The organism is Borrelia sp. HM (assembly GCF_019669085.1).
Lineage (GTDB): Bacteria > Spirochaetota > Spirochaetia > Borreliales > Borreliaceae > Borrelia.
Map to the genome: position 1 here is coordinate 611606 of NZ_AP024401.1, position 23999 is coordinate 635604.

16 protein-coding genes and 1 pseudogene are annotated in these 23999 nt (G+C 26.9%); 9 read left to right on the forward strand and 8 right to left on the reverse strand.

The features are described from left to right. Positions 1-118 precede the first annotated feature (118 nt). Positions 119-1162, forward strand: a complete 1044-nt coding sequence (gene pta, locus K5563_RS02910; RefSeq protein ID WP_221037498.1) for a phosphate acetyltransferase — start codon at positions 119-121, stop codon at positions 1160-1162. Here the strand turns inward: pta and rsmA are convergent. After that, on the reverse strand, positions 1133-1972 hold the full coding sequence (gene rsmA / locus K5563_RS02915) for a 16S rRNA (adenine(1518)-N(6)/adenine(1519)-N(6))-dimethyltransferase RsmA (RefSeq protein ID WP_221037499.1): 840 nt from the start codon (positions 1970-1972) through the stop codon (positions 1133-1135). The genes pta and rsmA overlap by 30 nt on opposite strands. 38 nt (positions 1973-2010) lie before the next feature. Then, a complete protein-coding gene (locus K5563_RS02920) occupies positions 2011-3276 on the reverse strand; it encodes a ComEC/Rec2 family competence protein (protein WP_221037500.1) in 1266 nt (421 codons plus the stop codon). A 146-nt stretch (positions 3277-3422) separates the two neighbouring features. On the opposite strand from K5563_RS02920, the gene K5563_RS02925 reads away from it, so the two are divergent. Next, entirely contained in the window at positions 3423-4142 is a 720-nt protein-coding gene (locus K5563_RS02925) for a CPBP family intramembrane glutamic endopeptidase (protein ID WP_221037501.1), read from the forward strand. 14 nt (positions 4143-4156) lie between these two features. Further along, the gene (locus K5563_RS02930; protein ID WP_221037502.1) at positions 4157-6082 is read left to right on the forward strand and encodes an AMP-binding protein; all 1926 of its coding nucleotides are present in this window, start codon (positions 4157-4159) and stop codon (positions 6080-6082) included. Positions 6083-6150: 68 nt separating this feature from the next. On the opposite strand, the gene argS is transcribed toward K5563_RS02930, so the two are convergent. Genes argS through K5563_RS02945 form a run of 3 tightly spaced genes read right to left on the reverse strand, consistent with a single transcriptional unit; the run spans position 6151 to position 10722 of the window. Beyond that, positions 6151-7908 (reverse strand): arginine--tRNA ligase, encoded by a 1758-nt coding sequence (argS, locus tag K5563_RS02935; RefSeq protein WP_221037503.1) that lies wholly within the window; start codon positions 7906-7908, stop codon positions 6151-6153. Then, entirely contained in the window at positions 7898-8491 is a 594-nt protein-coding gene (locus K5563_RS02940; protein WP_221037504.1) for a hypothetical protein, read from the reverse strand. The genes argS and K5563_RS02940 overlap by 11 nt, the downstream gene beginning before the upstream one ends. A gap of 20 nt (positions 8492-8511) precedes the next feature. Next, positions 8512-10722 carry a methyl-accepting chemotaxis protein gene (locus K5563_RS02945; protein WP_221037505.1) on the reverse strand — a complete coding sequence of 737 codons (2211 nt, stop codon included), beginning with the start codon at positions 10720-10722 and terminating at the stop codon, positions 8512-8514. A gap of 186 nt (positions 10723-10908) precedes the next feature. Here K5563_RS02945 and K5563_RS02950 point away from each other — a divergent pair, with 186 nt between their 5' ends. Further along, a complete protein-coding gene (locus K5563_RS02950; protein WP_221037506.1) occupies positions 10909-13107 on the forward strand; it encodes a methyl-accepting chemotaxis protein in 2199 nt (732 codons plus the stop codon). Positions 13108-13117: 10 nt separating this feature from the next. Here K5563_RS02950 and murB read toward each other — a convergent pair whose 3' ends face one another. Further along, positions 13118-14035, reverse strand: a complete 918-nt coding sequence (gene murB / locus K5563_RS02955) for a UDP-N-acetylmuramate dehydrogenase (protein ID WP_221037507.1) — start codon at positions 14033-14035, stop codon at positions 13118-13120. Positions 14036-14228: 193 nt separating this feature from the next. Between murB and K5563_RS02960 the strand changes: the two genes are divergently transcribed. The 4 genes from K5563_RS02960 to K5563_RS02975 are packed head-to-tail and all read left to right on the forward strand — an operon-like array spanning position 14229 to position 19266. Then, the gene (locus K5563_RS02960; protein WP_221037508.1) at positions 14229-15674 is read left to right on the forward strand and encodes a cysteine--tRNA ligase; all 1446 of its coding nucleotides are present in this window, start codon (positions 14229-14231) and stop codon (positions 15672-15674) included. 3 nt (positions 15675-15677) lie between these two features. Beyond that, the gene (locus tag K5563_RS02965) at positions 15678-17246 is read left to right on the forward strand and encodes a DNA-binding protein (protein WP_221037509.1); all 1569 of its coding nucleotides are present in this window, start codon (positions 15678-15680) and stop codon (positions 17244-17246) included. Then, complete coding sequence (gene glyA, locus K5563_RS02970) at positions 17236-18489, forward strand: serine hydroxymethyltransferase (protein ID WP_221037757.1); 1254 nt, start codon at positions 17236-17238, stop codon at positions 18487-18489. Before K5563_RS02965 ends, glyA begins: the two co-directional genes overlap by 11 nt. A 30-nt stretch (positions 18490-18519) precedes the next feature. Then, entirely contained in the window at positions 18520-19266 is a 747-nt protein-coding gene (locus K5563_RS02975; RefSeq protein ID WP_221037758.1) for a J domain-containing protein, read from the forward strand. A gap of 109 nt (positions 19267-19375) precedes the next feature. Here K5563_RS02975 and K5563_RS02980 read toward each other — a convergent pair whose 3' ends face one another. After that, a complete protein-coding gene (locus K5563_RS02980) occupies positions 19376-21178 on the reverse strand; it encodes an integrin-binding adhesin P66 family protein (RefSeq protein WP_221037510.1) in 1803 nt (600 codons plus the stop codon). A gap of 194 nt (positions 21179-21372) precedes the next feature. Then, positions 21373-22878 carry a lactate permease LctP family transporter gene (locus tag K5563_RS02985; protein WP_221037759.1) on the reverse strand — a complete coding sequence of 502 codons (1506 nt, stop codon included), beginning with the start codon at positions 22876-22878 and terminating at the stop codon, positions 21373-21375. A gap of 73 nt (positions 22879-22951) precedes the next feature. Between K5563_RS02985 and K5563_RS02990 the strand changes: the two are divergent. Next, a pseudogene (locus K5563_RS02990) lies at positions 22952-23890 on the forward strand (D-alanyl-D-alanine carboxypeptidase family protein); the annotation flags it as partial. Positions 23891-23999: the final 109 nt, after the last annotated feature.

A 23999-nucleotide genomic window follows, 5' to 3' on the forward strand; every position in this document is an offset into this window, starting at 1 on the left:
ATGTATTATATTCGTATTTTAATACTAATGCTAGTTTATTTCATTTATTTTGTTTAGTAAATTTATGTTTTTATGTTTTTATTAGTATATGAGTACAAATATTATATAGGAGGCTATAATGGGGTCTTTTAATTTTAAAGATTATGTATTTGGTCGAGCAAAGAGAATTGTAATGGAAAAGGGAGATAGTGCTAGTATAGTTTTTCCTGAAAGTAGTGATATTAGAATTTTGAAAGCTACTGTTGATATTTTAAAGAAAAACTTAGCAGGACTTGTTATGCTTATTGGGAGTGAGTATAAGATCTTTAAGAGATTAAAAGAACTAGGAGCTGGGGATGATATATTGGCAATGGTAAAGGTTGTAAAGCCTAGTTCTTTTAGGGATTTTGATAGATATTTGTATAATTATTGTAGTTTACGACAGAATAGAGAATTAACTCTTAAAAAGGCTAAAGAAGAGCTTTTAGATGAAATTGTTTTTTCTATGATGATGGTTAGACTTGGTGAGATTAAGACTTGTGTTTGTGGTGCTTTAACACCTTCTGCTAAAGTTTTGAAAAGTATTTTTATAGTACTCCCTAAACTTCCAAATACTAAATTTGTGTCTTCTTTTATGATTATAGATACTGGGAATAATATTGGTCAGATTAAAACCTATTTTGGATATGAAGGAATTTTGATGTTTGCCGATTGTGCTGTGATAATTAGTCCTGATGCTGTACAGCTTGCAGAAATTGCAATACAGAGTGCAAATTCATTTAAAAAAATTTTTGATTTACCACCAAAAGTGGCTCTTTTAAGTTTTTCTACTAAGGGGTCTGCTAATTCTGTAGAAGTTGAAAAGGTGCGAACTGCTTTAGAGATTGTTAAGAGTGAGTGTACAGATTTGTTAATTGATGGAGAACTTCAAGTTGATGCAGCTTTGATCAAAAGTGTTGCTGAGAAAAAGTGTACTGGTTCTTTAGTTGCTGGTTCTGCTAATATATTAATTTTTCCTAATTTAGAGTCTGGTAATATTGGTTATAAGCTTGTTGAAAGATTAGCTTTTGCTAAAGCCTATGGGCCTTTTTTGCAAGGTCTTCAAAATCCTGTTAGTGATCTCTCAAGAGGTTGTTCTGTGGATGATATTGTATTAACAAGTGCTTTTATGATCAGTAGTTAGTTTGTTTGCAATTAAGATGAACTCTTTAACAGAGATTTCTTCAGGTCTTTTATCTAAAAAATTTTTTAAGAACTCTTCTTGAAGAATACTTTTATCTTTTACAAAGTTAATGATTGTATTTTTAAGCTTTTTTCTGCGACTCGTAAAGACTGTCCTAACTAATTTGTTAAATTCGTTGAAATTTTTAATATCTTTTTTGCAGGGAATGAGTTTAAGAGTTGTTGATTGTACTTTAGGTATTGGATAAAAATTTTTTTTATCTATATCCATTATTTTAATTACTTTAAAGTGTGATTGTACTAATACTGTAAATGATGAATAATTTTTATTTCTCTCTTTTGAAAGCATTCTGTCTGCTAGTTCTTTTTGTACTGTAAATACCATGTGTTTTAAAATTTTATTTTCAATAAGTATTGATATTACTTTTGATGAGATGTTATAAGGTAGATTTGAAAATATTTTGTTAATATTTTGACTTTCTTCTTGTTTATATGTTTTTAAAAAATCACCTTTTTTTAACTTAAAATTTTTAAATTTACCAAATTGTTCATTTAAAATTTCTGAGTATTTAGGATCAATTTCAAAAACTGTTAAAAAATTTGTTTTTTTAAGTAATATAATTGTCATTGCTCCAAGACCTGGTCCTATTTCCCAAATTTTTTCGTTTTCTTTTATTTCAAGTGCATCTACTATTTTTTCTCTTATTGATTCGTTAATTAGATAATTTTGACCCCATATTTTTCGTGGAGCTATATTTTTATTTTTAAGAGCAAGTTTTATGCTGTTTATGCTGTTATAGTTTATGTTCATAGATATTAAAATAATAGCATATTGATATCTTGAGTGTTTTAAACTTTGGTTTTAATATTTCTTTCTTTCTCTAATTTGTAGATTATGTAAAATATCGTTAAAATACTTAAACCCAAGAATATTCCTATATTGTGATTTTGAATTATTGGAAATTTGCTAAAGAGAGTGGCTGTATCTTTTATTGCCTTGAATATATAGATGTTTATTAGATCAAATACTAAAAACAGATTTGTATTTATTAAATAAGCTCCTAAACTTGATATTTGTATTAATAAAAATAATAGTATAATCGGAGTAACTATTAGGTTTGATATTATTGAAATTGGTTGAAGATCAAGATTATTAGTGAAAAGAATAGGAGCTGTTATAATTTGAATTATAAAGGTTGTCAAAATTGCAGAAGTAATGTTATTTAACTGATATCTTTGCTTAATAGCAAGAGAGATTGCTATCCCAAGTACTGCAAGATAGGATAATTTAAAACTTATTGAATTTAGTGTATGTGGTAAAATAATAGAATTTAGTATAAAGCTAATTGATAATGTATTAATTAGATTAATTTTTCCGTATGTTAGTTTATAGATTATAAGTGTTTCTATCATTATGAATGCTCTTAGTGCAGATGGTGAAAAGTCTGTTAGGATTAGATAATTGAATAATATTATGCTTAAAATTAAATATTTTAATTTTTCATTTTTGATTATATATAGTAAATAAAAGAAAATGATATAAATTAGGTAAAAATGCAACCCAGATACTACTAATATGTGTGATATACCTGCTTTTTGAAATAAGTTATTCTCATATTTGGTTATTTCTAATTTATTATTTGTTAAGATAGCTTTGGAAAAGTGACAATATTGAGTACTGGTTTTATTTAAAAACTGATTTAGTACTCTATTATACTTTTCTTTTATCTTTACCAATAGTGGTCTTTTAATTAATTGAATTTGATTGTTTTGGATTTTTACTATGTCTCTGATTTTATATTTGTCTTTAATATTTTTAAATATAAATTGATGTTTTTTACCAAATCCATCTATTGATTCAACCTTAGTATTTGAAGATTTTGTAAGATATATAATTTTTGTTATTTGATGAAAATTATCCTCAAGTCTTGTAAAATTTAGGCTAATTTCAAAGATTATTAGAATACTTGTACTAATTATGAATGTTAGTGTTAGATGGATGTTTTTTTTGATTAAAAAGATTAATATTAAAATTATATTTAAATATATTGAATGTAATCTTAAATAGTACCTTGTTAATAAATTTAATGAACTTATGATAAATAATAAAATCATTGGGATTCTCTTTTAAAAATAAATAAATAAATAAATAAATTTATTTATTTATTTATTTTTAAAAAATATCAAGACTATATTAGTTTATTTTTAAATTACTTATTATACAGTTTGACAATATGATATTTATATATCTATAATTTACTATGATATTATTAAACAACGGTAAATATTCTGTAAAATATGCTTTTTTAGAGCTTATTTTAGCTCATTTTATAGTTACTCGTTTAATTTCTGTTAGTAAGCTAAGTGTTGACCTTTGGAATGTTAGTGAAAACCATTATTACTATTGGATATGTAGTACATTTTTAATTATTTTCATTTTGCATTTTTCTAGATTAACAAGTTCTTACAATTTTAGGGATGAGTTTTTTATTCCGAAGTTTAAGCCCATTTTTATTTGGCAATCATTTTTAATTTTTGTTAAAATCCTTATTTGGCTTTTTGTCCCATTAATTATTGTTTATCTTTTGCTTTTTTATTTTTTTCCAGAAGCATTTCAATTTTGGGAAGGAGAGGAAGCATTTAAACCAAAGTTTGTATGGAATATAAGCAGTAGGAGAGCGCTTTTTTTAATGGTTATTACTTCGCTTTTTGCAGGCGGGGTTGAAGAATTGTTTTTTAGAGCTTTTGTTATTACCAAGCTTAGGCAGGTAGGCATTGCCTCGTTAATTGCATCTTTTCTTAGTAGTGTGATTTTTGCTTATGGACATTTGTATTATGGGTTTATTGGATGTTTAGTTACATTCGTTGCTGGAGGAATTTTGTCTTATATATATTTAGTTTATAAGAATATATATTATTCAATTTTTTTTCATAGTTTTTATAATATTTTTGTTAGTTTTTTGCTCTTTTTATCAAATTAATTAAGGAGGATTTTATGTTGGATACCATACCAAGACGTTTTAATGAAGCTGTTAAACTTTATAGTGATCTTGATATTTTTATTTATAGAGAAGGTGAATCTAAGGATTTTAAGAAACAGACATATTCTAGTTTTTGGAATGAAGTTAAGAGTGTAGGTTCTGGGCTTTTACATTATGGAATTAAAAAAGGAGATAAAGTAGCTATTATTTCTGATTCAAGAAGAGAGTGGGTAATTATTGATGTGGCTGTTATGAGCTTAGGAGGTATTGATGTTCCAAAGGGTAACGATTCATCTGAAGATGAGATAGCCTATATTATTAATCATTCTGAATCTATTTTTATTTTTGTAGAAAATGATAAACAGCTTAAAAAAGTTATTGCTAATAAACATGAGCTTAAATTTGTTAAGTATATCATTGTAATTGAGGATGATGGGCTTTATGAGGATAAGTTAGAAAATATTACAATAATGTCTTATAAAAAATTATTAAATATAGGTTATGATTTCTTGAAAGATAATCCTAGTATGTTTGAGGCTGAGCTTAAGAAAGGTTCTAGTAAAGATATTGCAACTATAATATATACTTCAGGAACAACAGGATTGCCAAAGGGTGTTGTATTGCGCCATGAATCTTTTATCTTTCAACTAGATAGAGTTTATGATTATTTACCAATGCTTTTGCCAGGAAAGATAATGATGTCTGTTCTTCCTCTTTGGCATTCATTTGAGAGGGCTTGTGAATATATAGTTACTCTTCATGGTATATCTATCGCTTATTCAAAACCTATTGGACCTATTTTGCTTAAAGATTTTGCAACTCTAAATCCTCATGCAATTATTTCTGTTCCAAGGATTTGGGAGGCAATAAGGCTTGGTATTATTAAAAAAGTATCGGAGTCTTTTTTTAAAAAATTTTTATTTAATTTCTTTTTAAAAACTGGAACTTTTTATGTAAAGCTTAAGGAGAGACTTTTAGGACTTGTTCCTGTTTATAAGAATCAAAATTCTTTTGTTTTATTATTTGTTAAGTTTATTTGTCTTTTTGGATTGATTTTAATTTTTCCTTTTAAATTATTAGGAGATGTTTTGATTTTTAAAAAGATCAAAAAAGCACTTGGAAAAAGATTTGAATTTGGTGTTTCTGGTGGGGGAGCTTTATTAGAGTATGTTGATTATTTTTTTAAGGCCGTAGGTATTGTAGTTCTTGAGGGTTATGGTCTTACAGAGACAGGTCCAATTTTAAGCGTGAGACGTCTTAAGTGTCCTGTTGCAAAAACTGTCGGACCTTTATTTCCAGATGTTGAATATAGGATAGTTGATAGTGATGGGAATGATTTATCCTTTGGTGAGAAGGGGGAACTTTGGATAAGATCTCCTCAGGTTATGAGTGGTTATTTTAAAGATGAAACTATGACTTCTGAGGTTTTAACAAAGGATGGTTGGTTGAAGACAGGTGATTTAGTTTATGCAACAATGTACGGTGAAATTTCAATTGTTGGCAGAAGTAAAGATACAATTGTTTTAAAGAGTGGTGAGAATGTTGAACCTGAACCTATTGAGAGAGCTTTATCAAAGTCTTTATTTATTAATAATGTTATGGTTGTTGGTCAAGATCAGAAATTTTTAGGAGCTGTGATTTTACCTAATTTTGAAAATCTTGAACAATGGGCTAATTCCAATGGAATATCATTTTCTTCTCATGATGATTTATTATCTAATAAATCTGTTAATAATCTTTATTCTAAATGTATTTCAGATATAGTTAGCTCTAAATCTGGATTTAAAAATTTTGAGAGAATTGTTAAGTTTATTTTGTTAAAAGATACTTTTGTTGTTGGGGAAGAACTTACAAATACTCTTAAGCTTAAAAGGTATTATATATTTGAGAAATATAATAACAAGATAATGACATTGTTTAATAAAGATTGTGATGCTTAAAATAAGTTTGATGCTTTTGGAAAAAACTATGATCATTGTGTTTGATATGAGCTTAAAAATATATAGAGTTACATTTTTTTCATATAGGGGATATTAAGTAAATTCATACAGTTTTTTATTGTTTGTAGTACAGCTTTTGATAAGTGAATTCTTGCATTTGTAAGTTCAAGGTTATTTTCATCTATGATTTTTATGTCTTGATAATATATACTAAAGCTTTTTGCAAGTGAGTAAGAATAGTTAGCTATTATTGAAGGATTAAGATCTTTTGAGGCTTTAATTATGTGTTCTTCAAATTCAGATATAATCTTGACTATTTCCCATTCTTTTTCATTTGCTAAAACTTCAAAATGAATATTTTCTTTAGACGGTAAGTTTAATTCTGTGCATTTTTCAAGAATACTATTAATCCTTGCTCCTACATACTGAATGTAGGGACCTGAGTTTCCAGTAAATGATAAACTTTCTTCTTTGTGGAATAATATGTCTTTATGTATTGCTGTTTTTAATAGATAGTAATGAATAGCTCCTAATGATATGTTTAATGCAGTGTTTTGATAATCTTTTTCATCTAAATGTCTTTTTTTTATTTCTAAAATAGTTAATTCCATTAGATCATAAATTAGATTATCAGCATCAATTACATTACCTTCTCTTGATTTCATTTTGCCTTCAGGGAGATTGACCATTCCATATGATAAATGCATTAGATTATTTTCTTTTATAATGCCTAATTTATCTGCAATTAAAAATAAATTTTTAAAATGGTGAATTTGTTCACTGCCAACTACATAGATCATTTCATCGAAATTAAATTCATTTTTTCTAATTACTATATTTCCTAAATCTTGGGTCAAATAGATAGATGTTCCGTTTGCTCTTAAGAGTACCTTTTGTTTAAATTTTTGATTGTTCATTTCATCTTTTTCCGTAGGTATATCTATACATATTGCTCCATCTTCTCTTTTATAGCATAAACCTTTTTCTAAGCCTTTTAGTACAATTTCTCGTCCAATCTTAAATATTTCGCTTTCAAGATAAATTTTATCGAATGTGATATTTGTAAGTTTATAGGTTTCATTGATTCCTTCAATTGCCCATTTATTTAGTTTTTGCCAAAGTTGGACAGTATCTTCATCTTTTGTTTCCCATTTACATAGCAACTGTTGTATTTCTTCTTCTGCTTTGTTATTGGTTTTAGCATATTCATTGTATTTTACATAGAAATCACCGATTAAATGATCTCCCTTTTTATTGGAAATTTCAGGAGTTATGTTATTACCAAATTTTTGGTAAGCGAGCATGGACTTGCAGATATGTGTGCCTCTATCGTTTATCATATTGATTTTTGTTACCTGTCCGCCAGTAGCTTTTAATATTCTTGATAAACTTTCTCCAATAATGTCATTTCTAAGGTGTCCTATATGCAATGGCTTGTTTGTATTTGGTGATGAAAATTCTATTATTATTCTTTTATTTTTAAGTAAATTATTTGTTCCATATTTATCTTGCTTTTCATTGACTTTTATGATTGTCTTTTTTATATATTCTATTTTGTTAAATTTGATATTTAAATAAGGTCCCATTGACTTAGTTTCATATTTATTTCTAAGATCTTTTGTTATCTCTTCAGTAATCACTGATGTACTAAGTCCTAATATTTTACTAAATTCAAATATTAATATTGATAAATCTCCCAGTTCACTTTTTGGCGGTTTTTGCATTATTACATTTATTTTTTCTAATTTAATGTTTTGTTTGAGTGCAAGTTTCTTTATTGTATTACTAATTTTATTTTCTAAATCTTTTTTTATTTCACTGATCATTTTTTGTTCCTTTAATGTTTATCAATATATTAATAAAGAGGAATATTAAAGATGCTACTAAGAAAACATTTGAACTATAAGCTGGTGTTTTTGTTATATTGCTATCTTTAATTATCGTTAATTTGAAAATCAAAAACTGTAATTCACCAGTACTAAGTATTTCTCTAAAGAGTGAAATTATTGTGCTTAGCGATATGAATGTTATTATTGGTAATTTTGAGTATTTTAATATACTTGATTGATCTTGTAAATTTTTAAAAGGTTCGTTTTTGTGAAATGATACTATTATGACTATTAAAATAGGGATTGAAAATCTTAAATTCTCATAAAGGATAGGGGTTACATAATACATAAATAAATAAGTTAAACTAATAAATATTCCTATTACTAGCAAATAAATCATTAATATTTGATTTTTTAATTTCACTTTTTTAATAATTATTGCTGGAAGTAAAATGCACAATGAAATCCAAATTGATATGACAATTCCTTCTAAGAAATTTTTTGTATAAGCAAAAATTGGAAAGAGCATTAAAGGTGTTTTCAAATATTTATCTGTGATGTAAAATGTATTGTTATTCATGAGCGTTGCCTTTACTTGAGCTATTTTGTTTTAAACTGATTTGTATTTATATTAATTTCTGTAATGTGATTTGAGTTTGTTGTTCCAAAAGCCTTTATACTTTCAACTGTTTCTATTAGTTTCTTGATTTCTTCTTTTAATCCTTTCATTGAGTTTGAAACTGTTATGTTAATTTCTTCTAGGAAAGAAACTGTATTTATTATTTCTTTGTTGCCTCTAAATATTTCATTTGAACCTATTTTTACTTCATATGTTATTTCTCTCATTGTGTTTAAAGCTTTTAAAATTTCTTGACTTCCAATTGATTGTTCTTGCATAGTATGATTTATTTCTTCTATAACTTGAACTACTAGATTGATTGAATTGAATATTTGATTGAAGGCTTTGTTTGTTAATTCTGAAGTTTTTACTGTTTGATTGATTGATTCCATTATTTCATTTATTGATGCTGCAACCGATTCTGATTGTGAAGTAGCTTGTTCTGCAAGATCTTTAATTTCTTCTGCAACGATTGCAAAACCTTTTCCCGCTTCTCCAGCATGAGATGCCTCAATAGCAGCATTCATTGATAGTAAATTGGTTTGGCTGGCAATAGATGATATTAATGAATTGGCTTCTTGAAGTCTTGTTGAATTTTTATAAATTTCTTTAATTTGCATTATAATTTCTTCTTGTTTTTTTCTACCATCATCAGAAAACATTTTAAGCTCTTCTGTACTTTTTGCAGCTTTTTGTGTTATTTCTGTTACTGATTGTATGCTGCCTATCATTTCTTCAATAGCTGAGGATGATTCTTCAACGCTTGCAGCTTGAGTTTCAATTGAATTGTCAAGTGATGTGATGTTTTTAGATAAATTTTCTATTGTGTTTGTTGTATTTGAAATAAATTCGACTTGCTTTTCTACTTCTCCTTGTGTTTTTTCTATATATTTATTTGAGTTTGTTATTGTGTCATAAGCTTTGTTTATTTCATTAAAGAGTATGTCCCCATTATCTTTTAGTAGTTTTACCCTGCCTTGTAGTGAGTTTATTACATTTTTTAGGTTTTCAATAAAATATCCAAAATAATTTATTGTAGCACTTATTGAGTCTTTTCCTTGTGATTCAATTTTTATGGTCAAGTCTCCTTCTTTTACTTTTGGAATAACTTCATTAAGCTTTTCTATTTTTGATATGATTAATTTTTTAATTGTTATTATCATTATTAATATAAATATTATTATAAGGAGGATTATTATTGTTATTGTTATCAATTTGATACTATTAAGCTCATTTGAAAATATATTATCATAGTTCATTTGTATTGCTAAATACCAAGATGAAGATATAAGCCTTGCTATGGAAATAATATTATTATTGTAGCTAATATTATAATTACTTTTTTTGTCATTTATTGCAGTCAGCAATGGGGTTGTTATTTTTATATTGTTTTTAAATAGGCTATTTATTGATAATTTTATAGGTTTAAGTGTTTCTTCATTTTGTTCACCAAAGATGTCTCCTTGATTGTTGATTGCATATATTTTAAAGTAGTGAGAACTTGCATAATGACCTCCCCCTTTTCCTATTAAAGATCTTTCTAATAGCATAAATATATTTTTTCTTAGTTGCCTTATATGTTCTAATATGTCTACATATAATATCATATATCCATCGCTATTTATGATAAGATCTTTTTTCACTATGATATTTTCATTATTTAAATTATCTTGTATTTGTTGAGGAACTTTATAAAACATTGGTATATAGGATTTATTATTTATTATTGTTAAATCTTGACTTAGTGTGAATGTACTATAATTGTTTTCATTATTAATTGCTTTAATTTTTTTTAAATCTATGTAAGTATTTAATCTTTTATCATTACTTGAATATAATATTTTTCCGTTTTTATTTGTATACTCTATAATTTTTATGTATGATGGGAAAGCATTTAAATGATCGATAGATATTATATTTGTTAAGCTTGTGTTTTGTTGTGTTCTAATCTTTTGGTTGTGATTTTTTATAAAATCATCAATAGCGATTAACATGTTTCTTGTATCTCTAGAAAAGCTTTTTGTCATGATATTATTAACGAATTTTGTAAAACTTTGAAGTTCTTTTGTTATTATTTTCTTATATCCGTTATTTAATAGGATGGAAATACTCATACCAATAATAATTGTATAGACTACAATAAGAATATTAAATTTAAAAAAAAGACTAGAACTAGAATGATTTTTTTTCACTTGAAGCCTCACAAAACTTTTTATAAAATGTTACAACTAACTAGTATTATATATGTTTTATTATATAATTATATACATATATTGGAATATTAAAATGCATATTTTTATTAACGATCTATCTATATAATAATGTAATACGGCTTAAAAATTTTGCTTTTATTGATTTGATTTTGGAGAAATTTTTGTATGAATGATGATTTGGTAAATGTTAAATTAAAAAATATGAAGTTTTTTTTATATTTCGTACTTTTTGTTTTTATTTGCTTTAGTATATTATTTTTAGGTCAAGCTTATTTAAACTATAAAGACAAATATTTAGAACGTATCGAATCTGATTTTAAATTATTTTCAAATAATGTGGCTTTGCAGATTAAGAGTAAATATAATAATGCTGTTAGTATTTTAAGAGAGCTTGTTAGAGATGGTGAGGTTTTAAATACCTTAAATAAGGTTTCAAATAGCTTTATTGCAAGTGTTAATTTAGAATCCATGCGTGACTTGAAGATAAGTGTTAATTTGTTTTTAAATTCTAAGGGATTTAATGAGGTAAGTAAAGTTTTTAAGCATATTCGTATGTATTTTGTAGAAAATTCTTTAGAAGGTATTTTTTACATTCCTACTGGGCAAAATGTTTTAATTTCAAATAAAGACTTTTCGTTTCTAGGTATAAATAACATTATTGAGGATCCAATTTACTCTGTTCCTGCAAATAATCATGTTGTGTATTATTCAAATTATAAAAGAATAGAAAATAAGCTCTATTCTGTTGTCAGTATGCCTGTTGTGAATGATATCTTGTCAGTAAAAGGTGTAATCTGTTTTGTTGTTTATTTTGATGACTTGTTTATTAATATTGCAAATCAGTTTAATTCTTATTTTAAATCTAATAATAAAAATTATGAGTTTTTTTTGGTTGATAGAGAGTTTAAGCCTTTATTTTTAAGTTTGAATGATTTAAACATTAATAATTTTGCTATAAACTATACAAATAGTGTTTTAAGCAGTGTTGTAAGGCATGTTAAAGATAATCCTAATATTTTTAATTATACTTTTGAACATAATAAAAAATATTATATTTTAAGTAGTGCTCAGATTGATCAAAATGGATTTCAAGGTATTATCTTTAATAAAGATTATCTTCCCCTTAGATTCCAATCAAATGCAATATTTTTTCTAGGGTTTATAATTTTTTCTTTTTTAGTGATATTTTATCTTTGCAATGAACTTATTGTTCACTGTATTAGAGATTTTAAAATGCTGATTAAGTATAAGAAGGCAAAAGAAGATATATTTAATCTTGATCCTGTTTTAGAAGTTAAATATAAATCTTTTATTTTTTCCTACATTAGTGCTGAATTTGATAGTCTTTATATAAAATCTGCTGATACTATCAATAGTGTAAAGGTCTATGTACAAAACTTAAGTAAGTGTTTAGCTGAGATAAGCATACCAGAAGAGGTTATAGATAAAGTTAATAATAGTCTTGCTACTTACGATAAAATAGGTGATGCTTGTTCTAAGTTTGAAAAATCAATTATGAATGTTTTAAAAGATTTTGAATCAATATCTGGACCAATTAGTGAACATAATAAAAATATATTAGATATTGCTACTAAGTTTGAAGAAAATGCCATTGCTTTTTATGGAATAGATAAACATTTAGAAATTTTTGATAAAGTTGTTACATCAAATTCTGCAAGCATTGATACTGTAAAGGATAAAGTGCTTGAATTAAATTCTATTTTTAAAAGTATTAATAAGAATTTTTCAGAGCTTTTATCTCAGGCTAATAATCTTCAAAGCGCAAATAAACTTTTAGTGTTAATATCAGCTCAGACTAATATGCTTGCAATGAATGCAGCTATTGAGGCAGCAAAGGCTGGAGATGCTGGTAAGAGTTTTGCTGTTGTTGCAGAGGAAATTAGAAAACTTGCTATTAATTCTGGAAAGTATTCAACAACTATTAAAGATGAACTTAAGATAGTAAATAATATTATTTCAGTTATAAGCTCTGAGATTGATTCTATTTATAAAGATTTTATGGATATTCAGGATAATATTGATAATCATTCTGTTCAGCATGAGAAAATTAATATTACTCTTGCTAAGCATGTAAAAGAAATTGAAGAGTTTAAAAATAAATATTTAGCTCACGATATTAAGATTAAAGATACTAAAAATATGTGTAAGGAAATATTTAATAGTTATTTTGCTGTTAGTGGAAAGTTTAATAATTTAAATAGTGATTTAGGTGAGTTTGAGTTTTCTAAGATGAGTTTAGAAGCCGTAGAACCCTTACGTGAACATTTAGCGTTAATTAATGAATATAGAGCAAAAATTGCTAATATGAGAGATATGATTGAAAATATTAGTAATAAATTTTAAAATTTATAATTTAATTTAGGTCATTAAATCCAATGTAAAGAATTTCTTCTTCAAGTAAAAAATTCGTTTGTTTTTTTACTTCAGTTTTTACTCGTTTAATTAAGGTTTTGATATCTTTAGAGCTTGCATTATTATTATTAATAATAAAATTGCCATGGTATTGTGATACTGATGCTCCTCCAATTTTTAGTCCCTTCAAGTTACATTCTTCGATTATTTTTCCAGTGGGTTTTAAAAATTTTTTATTGTTTTTAAATGTACTTCCACTACTTGGAAATAGATAGTGACCTTTATCAATTCTTTTTTGCTTATTTTGTTTCATAATGTTTTCAATTTGCTTTTTATTGCCTTTTATTAAATTTAGGGTTGCTTTTAATATTATAATATTTTTGTTTTGAAATGGAGATATTTTATATGAGAATTCATTTTTTTCAAATTTTTTGCAGATAGTTTTTCCAGTCTCATCTATAAACACAATCTTATCTAATATTTCAGATATTTCACTACCAAAACACCTAGCATTCATCCAAATTGCACCTCCAAGTGTTCCAGGAAGTCCATATGTAAACTCTAAGCCGCTTAGTTCATTTTGCATTGCAAAATGACATAGTTCGTCGAAATTTGCACCACATTCAGCAGTAATTTGATGGTTTTTAACTTCAATTTTGTTTAGGTTTCCAGTATAAATTATGGGAAAATCAATTTCTCCTTCATCATTGATTAATAGATTCGAACCTCCTCCTAAAACAAATATTTTAACTTTTTCTTCTATTGCTACTTTAAATATATCTTCTATATCTTTGATTGTTTTAGGTGATATGAATAATTTGGAAATCCCTCCTATTTTATAGGTAGTGTAGTTTGCAAGATTTTTTTTCTTAGGCTTAATATTAATCTTATTAAGAAAATTGTATATGTTTTGAAACATAAGCTTTATTTTATATTGTATTTTTGCTTTTTTCAAACTTGATCCAAATCGTATAGATTCTATAGATTTTTTTAATTAATTTGTCAAATCTTTCTAAATATAATACACTTTTATAATAAGTTATGTTGTAGAGATTATACAAAAATTTAGTTTTTATATTTTTGATCTCTAAAATTAATTTTTCATGAAAACTATGCTTCTTAGGCTATATAATACAAAAACAAAGAGTTTATCTGAGGTAAAAAATTTTAGTGATACTAAGGTTTATGCTTGTGGTCCTACTGTTTATAATTATGCTCATATAGGGAATCTTAGAACATATATTTTTGAAGATCTGCTTATTAAAGCATTAAGGTTGTTAAAATATAATGTTTGTTATGCGATGAATATTACTGATATTGGGCATTTAACAGGTGATTTTGATGAAGGAGAAGATAAAGTTGTTAAAGCTGCTAGAGAGAGGGGACTTACAGTTTATGAAATAAGCAAATTTTTTACAGAAGCTTTTTTTAAGGACTGTGAAAAATTAAATATTTTGCGTCCCGACAAGATTCTTGTTGCAAGTGAATATATTCTTAGCATGATAAAAGTAGTCAAGTTTCTTGAGAAAAATGGATTTACTTATTTTGTGAATGGCAATGTTTATTTTGATACTTCTCATTTTAAGACTTATGGTCAGATGGCTGGTATTAATTTGAATAATTCTGTTCATTACTCTGTTTCCAGGGTTGAGGTAGATCATTTTAAAAAAGATAAATCTGATTTTGTTTTGTGGTTTACAAATTCAAAATTTAAAGATCAGGAAATGAAATGGGATTCACCTTGGGGATTTGGTTATCCAAGTTGGCATTTAGAATGTGCGGCGATGAATTTGGAGTGTTTTAATAGTAATCTTGATATCCATTTGGGAGGAGTTGACCATATTGGTGTCCATCACATCAATGAGATAGCAATTGTTGAATCTTATTTGAATAAAAAGTGGTGTGACATATTTGTTCATGGTGAATTTTTAATTATAGAAAATGAGAAGATGTCGAAATCAAATAATAATTTTATTACCATTAAAGATTTAGAAGCCAATGGATTTTCTCCTTTAGATTTTAGATATTTTTGTTTAACAGCACATTATAGAACCCAGATTAAGTTTACATTAAATAATTTAAGAGCTTGCAAAGTAGCTAGAGAAAATATGATTAATAAATTAACCACTTTTTATTCCTCGTTAAATCAATTTAACATAGCGTTACTTAGTGAGAATTATGGAAATATTGAATCTGTTTTAGAGAATAAATATTATAATAATTTTTTAAATAAAATAGCTTGTGATTTAAATATTCCTCAGGCATTAGCTTTGCTATGGGATATTGTTAGAGATGATAATTTGTCTGCTCTTTCAAAACTTAAACTTGCGTTTAAGTTTGATGAGATTTTATCTCTTAATTTAAAGGAAAAAGTGCTTGAAGAAATTGAGAGGGATAGGGTAAATATTGATGATTTCATGAGTTCTTTGCTAGAAGAGAGACGACTTGCTAAGTTAAAAAAAGACTTTAAGCGTGCTGATGAAATTAGACAGTATTTCCATTCTAATGGTCTTATATTAATTGATACTGAAGATGGTACTAGGATAAAAAGAGGGTAGCTTTTGGCAATATCATTAAAGTTTAAGTATTTGCTTTTAATTTTGGTTTTTCTAATTTTTTTGAGCTTATTTGTTTTTTCTGGATTTCTATTTTACTTAAAACCTATAATTTGTGAAATATCACCTATGCCTGCATCGCATGAAAATGTACTTGTTATTAAAGGATATCATTTAGGAAATAAAGTTGGAGAAATTAATATCAATGATCATTATTTAATGAAAAGTAGTATTGTTAGCTGGCATGATGAGAAAATTATGTTTAGAATTACAGATGAAATAAATTCTGGTCTTGTTTTTATCAAGAATGATAAAGGAATTAGTAATGAGCTTTTTCTTGTAATTAGTCGGCAAGTTCCAATTAAACTTGAGGAATATAAAAAACCTTTTCTTTTTGATGTCCCAAATTTGGTCTTAAAAACAAATATTCCTGTAATATTAAAGGTGAAAAATTTAGTATTAGATTCTGATATTGTTGAAATATTCATTGAAACTAAGCATGGACGTTATAAAATCTTTACTAAAGATATATTGAATTTAAGTGAAGAGGAGATAAAATTTATTCCACCAAAAACTTTGCATTTTGATGGTGATATCTTTTTGATAGTTGATGGAATTGCAAGCAATAAGATTCCTTTTAATTTTAGTCCAAATTTTTTTAAGTGGAGTTTACATAAAAATAAAAATAAAAATTTTAAAATATTGCATGAAATTTATTGTGTTAATGCTAATGATAAAGATTCTAGTTTGATATCGAATGACATCAATTTTAATCTTTTTTATTTAGGTCCAATTGAAAATGCAAGACAAAAAATTAAGTTTTTATATAATAATGGAACTATGTTGCATTCGAATAACTTATTTTTTAAAAGTTTAAAGTCAAATAAGTACCACTTAAAATTTGAAATTGAGACTTATAGGTTAGGTTTAGAAATTTTTGATAAAAAAGCTTTGGAGAGTGTTAAAATAAAAGCTGATAGTAATGTGCATGAGTTTAAAACTTATGTTTTAAATAAGAAAAATCGTTATTTATCTTATGATTCGCTTGATTTAAGTCCAATTGATGTTCATATAAACAAGATAAAACATAATAATTCAGCTTATGAATTAGCAAAAGCTATTATTGATGCTTTAGTTTTGTATTTTACCGTTGTAGATAATGATTTAAGTTTAGATGAATCTATTAAATTAGGAAAGATTTCAGCTGATAATTTGCTTATACTGACAAATTTGTTATTTTTGCGGAACAATATACCTTTAAGAAACGCTGTTGGATTTTATTTTAATCCCGAGTCTTCTAATTTGCAAGAGCATACTTGGTGTGAATTTTTTTTAGAGTATGTTGGATTTATTTATTTTGATATAGTAAATGCAGTATTATTTAAAGATACTTCTAATTATTTTATGAATATGTCAGAGAATTATATCCACTATGGATATAAGGAAGATTATCATGATAACTTGTTGTTTAATGAATACTTAGATTTAGTATTTTTTAAGTATAAAAATTTGATAAATAATAGTTATTCGTTAAGCCATAGAATTACTTTGGAGGAAAACATTGATAATAGATAAAATTTTATTTGACTTAATTGAAAAAGAAAATAAAAGACAGATAGAAAATATTGAATTGATTGCTTCTGAAAATTTCGTATCATTAGATGTAAGACAGTCTGTTGGTAGTATTTTAACTAATAAATATGCTGAGGGTTATCCTTCAAAAAGATACTATGGAGGATGTTGTTTTGTTGATGATATTGAGAATTTGGCTATATCACGAGCAAAAGAGCTTTTTAATGCAACTTATGCTAATGTTCAACCTCATAGTGGTTCTCAAGCCAATATGGCTGCTATAATGGCACTTATTAAGCCTGGAGATAGAATTCTTGGAATGGATTTAGCTCATGGTGGCCATTTAAGCCATGGTAGCAAGGTTAGTTTTTCTGGAATTTTATTTGATTCATATTCTTATGGAGTATCAAGAGAGTCTGAAATAATTGATTATGAGGATGTTATGAGAATAGCTAAGGAATGTCGTCCTAATTTAATAATTGCTGGTGCTTCTTCTTATTCAAGGGAAGTTGATTTTAAAAAATTTCGTGAGATTGCTGATGAAGTCTCAGCTTATCTTTTATGTGATATTGCTCATACTGCAGGTCTTGTTGCTACAGGTTTTCATAATTCTCCTATTGATGTTGCACATTTGACTACAAGTACTACTCATAAGACTTTAAGGGGACCTAGAGGAGGATTAATTCTTGCAGGTAAGGAGTCTAATATAATAGTTAATTATAATAATAGGGAGAGAACATTGGAGAATGCTGTTAATTCTTGTGTTTTTCCAGGAACTCAAGGTGGACCTTTAGTGCATGTTATTGCAGGTAAAGCGGTTGCTTTTAGAGAGGCTTTAGAGGATAATTTTAAAGATTATATTTCTAAGGTCATAAAAAATTCTAAGGCTATGGCTGAATATTTTATATCAGAGGGTTTTAGAATAGTTAGTGGTGGAACCGATAATCATTTATTTTTAGTTGATCTTGGTATTGTGGGTATTACAGGAGCTGATGCTGAGAGTATTCTTGAAAATGTCAATATTACTCTTAATAAGAATGCTATTCCTTTTGATTCTAGGAGTCCTTCTGTAGCTTCTGGCATTCGAATTGGGTCGGCTGCTATTACTTCAAGAGGTTTAAATAGAGATGATTCTATTAAAGTTGCTAGTTTGATTGTTAGGGCTTTAAAGACTAAATCTGATACTGAGCTTAGAAGAATCAAGCAAGAAGTAATAGAATTTATCAGTTGTTTTAGTATGCCCTAATTTTGATTGTCTTTTTGTTTCTTTAGGTGTCTGATTTTGTTTCAAATTTTGTTTTTGTTATTACCATTTATTTTGATTTTTAGTCCATTTATTTTAAGCATATTTTTTATGCTTTTTATTTTTTTTGTAATCTCTAGCATTTTTGGTGGATTTAAGATATATACAGCAAGCGATTATTCTTATTCTAAGTCAAGAGAATTTGAGTTTTATAAATTATCTTTCTTATTAATAGCCAAATTGATTTCTATTTTAGGTTCAATGACAGGCGAGCAATTAAATTATATTAACTTTATAATTAATTCTTTGAATTTATCTGAAAGGTATAAAACAGAGCTTTATAATATATTTCATTTTTCTATTACTCAAAACAGAAACACAGATAAAATATTATATACATTGAAGCTTGGGTATTTTCAACATAAAGATCTTTTTGTATGGCTTGTTTCAACTATGAAGGAGATTAATAATTTATCTAGATATGGGAATTCGGAAGGGAATAAATTTATTAGCTATGTTAGTTCTTTTCTTGAGCTTGATTTTGAAAATTCTGATACTTATAAAAATATTAATATAAAAATTGTTAATCCTTATGAGGTCTTGGGATTAAATTATAATGCTAGTAATGATGATGTAAAGAAAGCTTATAAAAAGTGGGTTATGAAGTGTCATCCAGATAGATTTGCAAATGAGCCTGTTAAGCAAAAAGAGGCTAATGAAAAATTTCTTAAGGTTCAAGAAGCTTATGCAAAGATTTGTAAAGAGAGAAATTTGAAATAAATTTGGACTATGCTATTCTACAAGATTTATTACTACTGAAATAAGTTTTTCAAACTGTTTGAAGAGTATAAAACTGTTTAAATAATAATTTATTTAAACAGTTTGTTGTTTATTCATTGAATGAGACTTTAAGTTGCAGGAATACACTTCCTTTTTGATCTGTTTTTGAGAAAAGATTGTTTGAATCCCATCCAAGTGAAATTTTTGTCATTTTTATTAAATTGTTTAATTCCAATCCAGTTTTTACATACATGCTTTTAGTTAAATCATTAGGAGAGCCTAAAAAATGAGCACCTAAATATGGGGTTATATATGTATTGTTTGATATGGATTCTAAAGGTATTGCATAGTCTAGGTATAAAGCACCTCCAAATTTGGCTGACTTAGAAAATGAGATTGCTTTTTCATTGCTTTTGTTGTTATTACTTGTTTTAATAGTCTCAATTATGTCAGATGCTTCAGGATACTCTTTAAGGAGATCATAAACCCCAATTGACGCTATCCATCCAAGCCCAGAAATAAGACCGTCCTTATTATCTTCATAAGTTGAAAGCTCTGCATTGAGGGTCTTAAATGCTTTTTTAGAGAGCTGATTTATTAGGGTATTTGAAGAGCTAGGATTATAATTATATAAATTTTGACCGTAGCTAATACCTATTCCAATTCCAGATTTTTTATCTTGTTCACCAAATATTCTTGTATTATAAGAGTCCCTTCCCTTAATTGCCCATGATTCTTTTTCGCCTTCTTCTGTGTTCCAGGCAAAACCAATTCCTGCTCCTGCAGAAAATGCAAAATTAGTACTTCTACTTTTATTAAGTTGAAGTACATTTAATTTTGGATCGAGCAATTTAGTATTTTGATCTATATTTGCCTTTTTAGATATGTGTCCTAATATAGAAAAATCGCTAGCAAATGGATCTATTCCTAAATCATATCCCGTTTTGAATATTAGATAACTATTTTTATCATTAATTTTTGTAAGCCCAATCTTGTAAAGTAGACCAATAGAGGCTACTATAGATGCGTTTGATAAAGTTGGAGTAACAAGATCTGAGTTAATATCAGCTTTATCTTGTACAGTGTATGCTGATGATGAATTATTAAATGTTGAGTTTCCTATTGCCCCTGATATTCCAAAATTTAATTCAAAGGGAGTTTCTACGACTACATTTGAACTGTTTTGCTCCAATATATTTTGAATTGGTTTCCATTTAAATTGGGTTCCGTAAAGTATACCCTGATAGGTATCATTATAAGGAGTTGCCTCTTTTTTCTTTTTTTCTTCTGCAGAATCATCATTGGTTATTTTGTGGTTTCTATTACCTGTTCCTATTGCTCCAATTGCAATTAAAAATTCTATTTTTGGTGGAAGCTTGTATCCAAATTGAACAACCCCTGTTTTTTTGTCTGATATTTTTGAAAGAATTTTTTTACCTGTAGTTCTATCATCACTTGGGAAACCGTAGTATGTACTATCAATTTCAGTCATTGGTGCAAAACTAAACAATGATTCTTGGTTAAAATTAAAATTGGTTGATGATTCCATTTTGATATGGAAATCATATATTTTTATTTTTGCTATAATATCTCCTAAATCAAGTTTTAATGTGGCATCTTTTGAGCCTTGAGCTTTGAATCCCAAATTTTCTACCTTAATATAAGCTGAGAAGGGATCATTTTTTCCTATTTCTTTGATCTTATTAGATGGTTGAAATTTGATGCCTATATTACTTTGGTTTTGCAGTCCAGGAGTGAGTTCATCCATATCAAATCTAAACTCAACACTGTTTTCAAATGTTATTTTATGAGTTAATTGATTTGCTGCAATTTTATTATCTGTGCTCTCATCTGCAAAAACTATAGCGGTACTTAATGTCATTATTAAAAATAATAATATTACTTGATTCATTTTATGTCCTCTTTATTATAATATTGACTTCCTTATAGTTTGAGTAATTTATAATTTTAACTTATAGGATATAAATAATATTAGTTACTAAACAAAAATTCAAGTGTTTGTATATTTCATAATTGATGATCTTTTAATTAAGACTAACAAAAAAATTATGTTAGTCTTATTTTTTTTGCTTTTTTTTATTGATTTTATTGATAACAAAAGTAAATTAAAAGACCTGATATAAAGATATAGCAAAGGGCGTATACAATTGTTTTTGATAATAATTTTCCTTCTTGACCAATAAGTCCTGCAGTTGTTGTTGCTATTGTAATATTTTGAGGTGATATCATTTTACCTCCCGTTGCTCCTGTTGTATTTGCAGCTGCAAGCCAGTAAGGATTAGCATCAATATTTGCTGCAATTTGTGTTTGTAGCGGACCAAATAGGACATTTGAAACGGTATCGCTTCCTGTTAAAAAAGTACCCAAAGCCCCTATTAATGGACTAAATAACGGATAAAATGTACTTGTCATTATTGATATGCCATTTGCAAGGTCTTTTATCATACCACTATGTGTCATCAATCTTGATATTGATACTATGCAAATAATTACGAATGAGGATGCTGCCATTTTTTTTATTGTCATTAAAAATGTATTTAGTTGTTTCATCATAGAAACACCCCTGAGTGAGTAAGATATTACTGTTGCAAGAATAATTAAAAATCCTGGTGAAGTTATCCATTTAAATTGTAGTGGGTTTGACCCTGGATAAATTGAAATAACAGTTTTAAAACTTGATAGATATTTATTTATTTTATAAAAAAGTGGTGATGCAATAATTATAAATAACACTATTAAGATGTAGTTTAAACAAGCAAGAAATCCTTGCATTGGTGATACCTTTATATGTTTGTTTGCAGTATCTTTTTCTCCAAAAAGCATTGCATAAATTATTGTTATTGTCATTGATAGTATACTTCCAAGTATTGCAGGGAGTTCAGGTCCTAGAGTTCTTGAAATATAAATTTGAGATATTGCTATTGATACTCCTGATAGTAGTGTAAGGATAAAAATTCCTCCTTTAAGAGCTTTAATACCGCCTCCTGAGAGCATAACTAGTACAAATGGTATAACTATAGTTGGAAATATTAATTGCAAAGAAATATCAGATGATAACATTTTAACATCTAATTCTGTTGCTTGTGCCAAGGATATGATAGGGATTCCTACTGAGCCATAAGCGGTTGAAGATGTATTCATGATTAAACATATAAGACAGGCAAAAAATGGTTCAAAGCCCATTGCTATTAGTATTGATACTGGAATTGCAACAGCAGTTCCGTATCCTGCAACTCCTTCTAAAAAGTTACCAAATCCCCATGCTACAAGTAAAACTATTATTCGTTTGTCAGAAGATACATTTGCTAACATGGCTTTTATAATTTTTATATCATTTTGATTTTCAGCCATTTTATATGTGAAAATAGCAGCTATAATTACAATGATTATTGGCCATATTCCCATTACTGCTCCTTCAAATATTGCAAGACTTGTATTGACTATTCCTAAGTTTTTATCAATTAGGACTATTGCAATAGTTACTATTAAGCATATTGGTATTACGTAGTATGCTGGTTTTTTTATTATTCCTAGTCCAACAATTATTAATATAATTGGTACTAAGGCTTTAATGAAATCATATAAATTCATCATAATATTTTTTGCTCCTTTCTAAATTTTTGTTTTGAAATAAATCTTTATGAATCATATATAATGTTAATTTATGACAATAATCTTCAATATTATAAATGTTTTCGTTTTATTTGGTGTATTTAGTGAACTTTTTTCAATTGATTCTTTTGAATTTGAAAGAGTAGTTCAAGATGCTAAGTCAATTGTTTTACTTGATTATGATACTCAATGTGTTTTTTATGCGAAAAATCCAAGTTTAGTTTTGCCGCCAGCTTCACTTACTAAGCTGGTTACTATATATACTGCTTTAGTTGAAGCTAATAAAAAAAATATTAATTTTAAGACTATTGTTCCTATTAGTAGTTCTGCATCATATTATAATTTGCCTTTAGATTCTTCATTGATGTTTTTAGAAGAAGGGCAAAAAGTAAATTTTGAGGAGTTACTTAAGGGTCTCTCGATTTCTTCAGGTAATGATGCTGCTATTGCAATTGCTGAATTTATAGTTGGAAGAGATTTAAACAATTTTGTCAATTTGATGAATGTTAATGTATTAGATTTAGGGCTTAAAAATATGAATTTTGTTGATACATCTGGTTATAGTAATGATAATAAAATTACTGCATTAGAAATGGCATTGTTTGCAAGGGCTTATATAAAAAAATTTAAGTTTATGCTTAATATACATTCTCTTAAAGATTTTGTTTATCCAAAATCTGAAAATTTAGGCAATACTGTTTCTTCAAAGATGTTAAATTTAAAACAGGAGAATAAAAATATTTTAATTCTTAATTATCCTTATGCTGATGGATTAAAAACGGGTTATATTAAAGCATCTGGGTTAAATTTAGTTGCTACAGCAAAAAAAGATAACATAAGATTAATAGCAGTGATTTTGGGAGTGGATAAGGGTACTAATAATGTTGGTGAGAAAAAGCGTGCTTTAATTGCACAAAGATTATTTGAATACGGATTTAGTAATTATTCTCAATTTTTTTCATTGGTAAAATTAAAAGAAAAGGTCTATAATTAGTTAACAGATATGGGTATTTATTTCTTTACGAGGTTGTTAAGTATGTTTTTTTGAAAAAGTGAATTAGAGATGTTGTGAAATTTTATATAAAAGAATTGATGTATCG

Coding starts and splice junctions, on each gene's coding strand:
- K5563_RS02950 (WP_221037506.1), top strand. CDS start 10,909: ATGAATGATGATTTGGTAAATGTTAAATTAAAAAATATGAAGTTTTTT.
- pta (WP_221037498.1), top strand. CDS start 119: ATGGGGTCTTTTAATTTTAAAGATTATGTATTTGGTCGAGCAAAGAGA.
- K5563_RS02985 (WP_221037759.1), bottom strand. CDS start 22,878: ATGAATTTATATGATTTCATTAAAGCCTTAGTACCAATTATATTAATA.
- K5563_RS02980 (WP_221037510.1), bottom strand. CDS start 21,178: ATGAATCAAGTAATATTATTATTTTTAATAATGACATTAAGTACCGCT.
- K5563_RS02920 (WP_221037500.1), bottom strand. CDS start 3,276: ATGATTTTATTATTTATCATAAGTTCATTAAATTTATTAACAAGGTAC.
- K5563_RS02960 (WP_221037508.1), top strand. CDS start 14,229: ATGCTTCTTAGGCTATATAATACAAAAACAAAGAGTTTATCTGAGGTA.
- K5563_RS02930 (WP_221037502.1), top strand. CDS start 4,157: ATGTTGGATACCATACCAAGACGTTTTAATGAAGCTGTTAAACTTTAT.
- K5563_RS02925 (WP_221037501.1), top strand. CDS start 3,423: ATGATATTATTAAACAACGGTAAATATTCTGTAAAATATGCTTTTTTA.
- argS (WP_221037503.1), bottom strand. CDS start 7,908: ATGATCAGTGAAATAAAAAAAGATTTAGAAAATAAAATTAGTAATACA.
- K5563_RS02940 (WP_221037504.1), bottom strand. CDS start 8,491: ATGAATAACAATACATTTTACATCACAGATAAATATTTGAAAACACCT.
- murB (WP_221037507.1), bottom strand. CDS start 14,035: ATGTTTCAAAACATATACAATTTTCTTAATAAGATTAATATTAAGCCT.
- rsmA (WP_221037499.1), bottom strand. CDS start 1,972: ATGAACATAAACTATAACAGCATAAACAGCATAAAACTTGCTCTTAAA.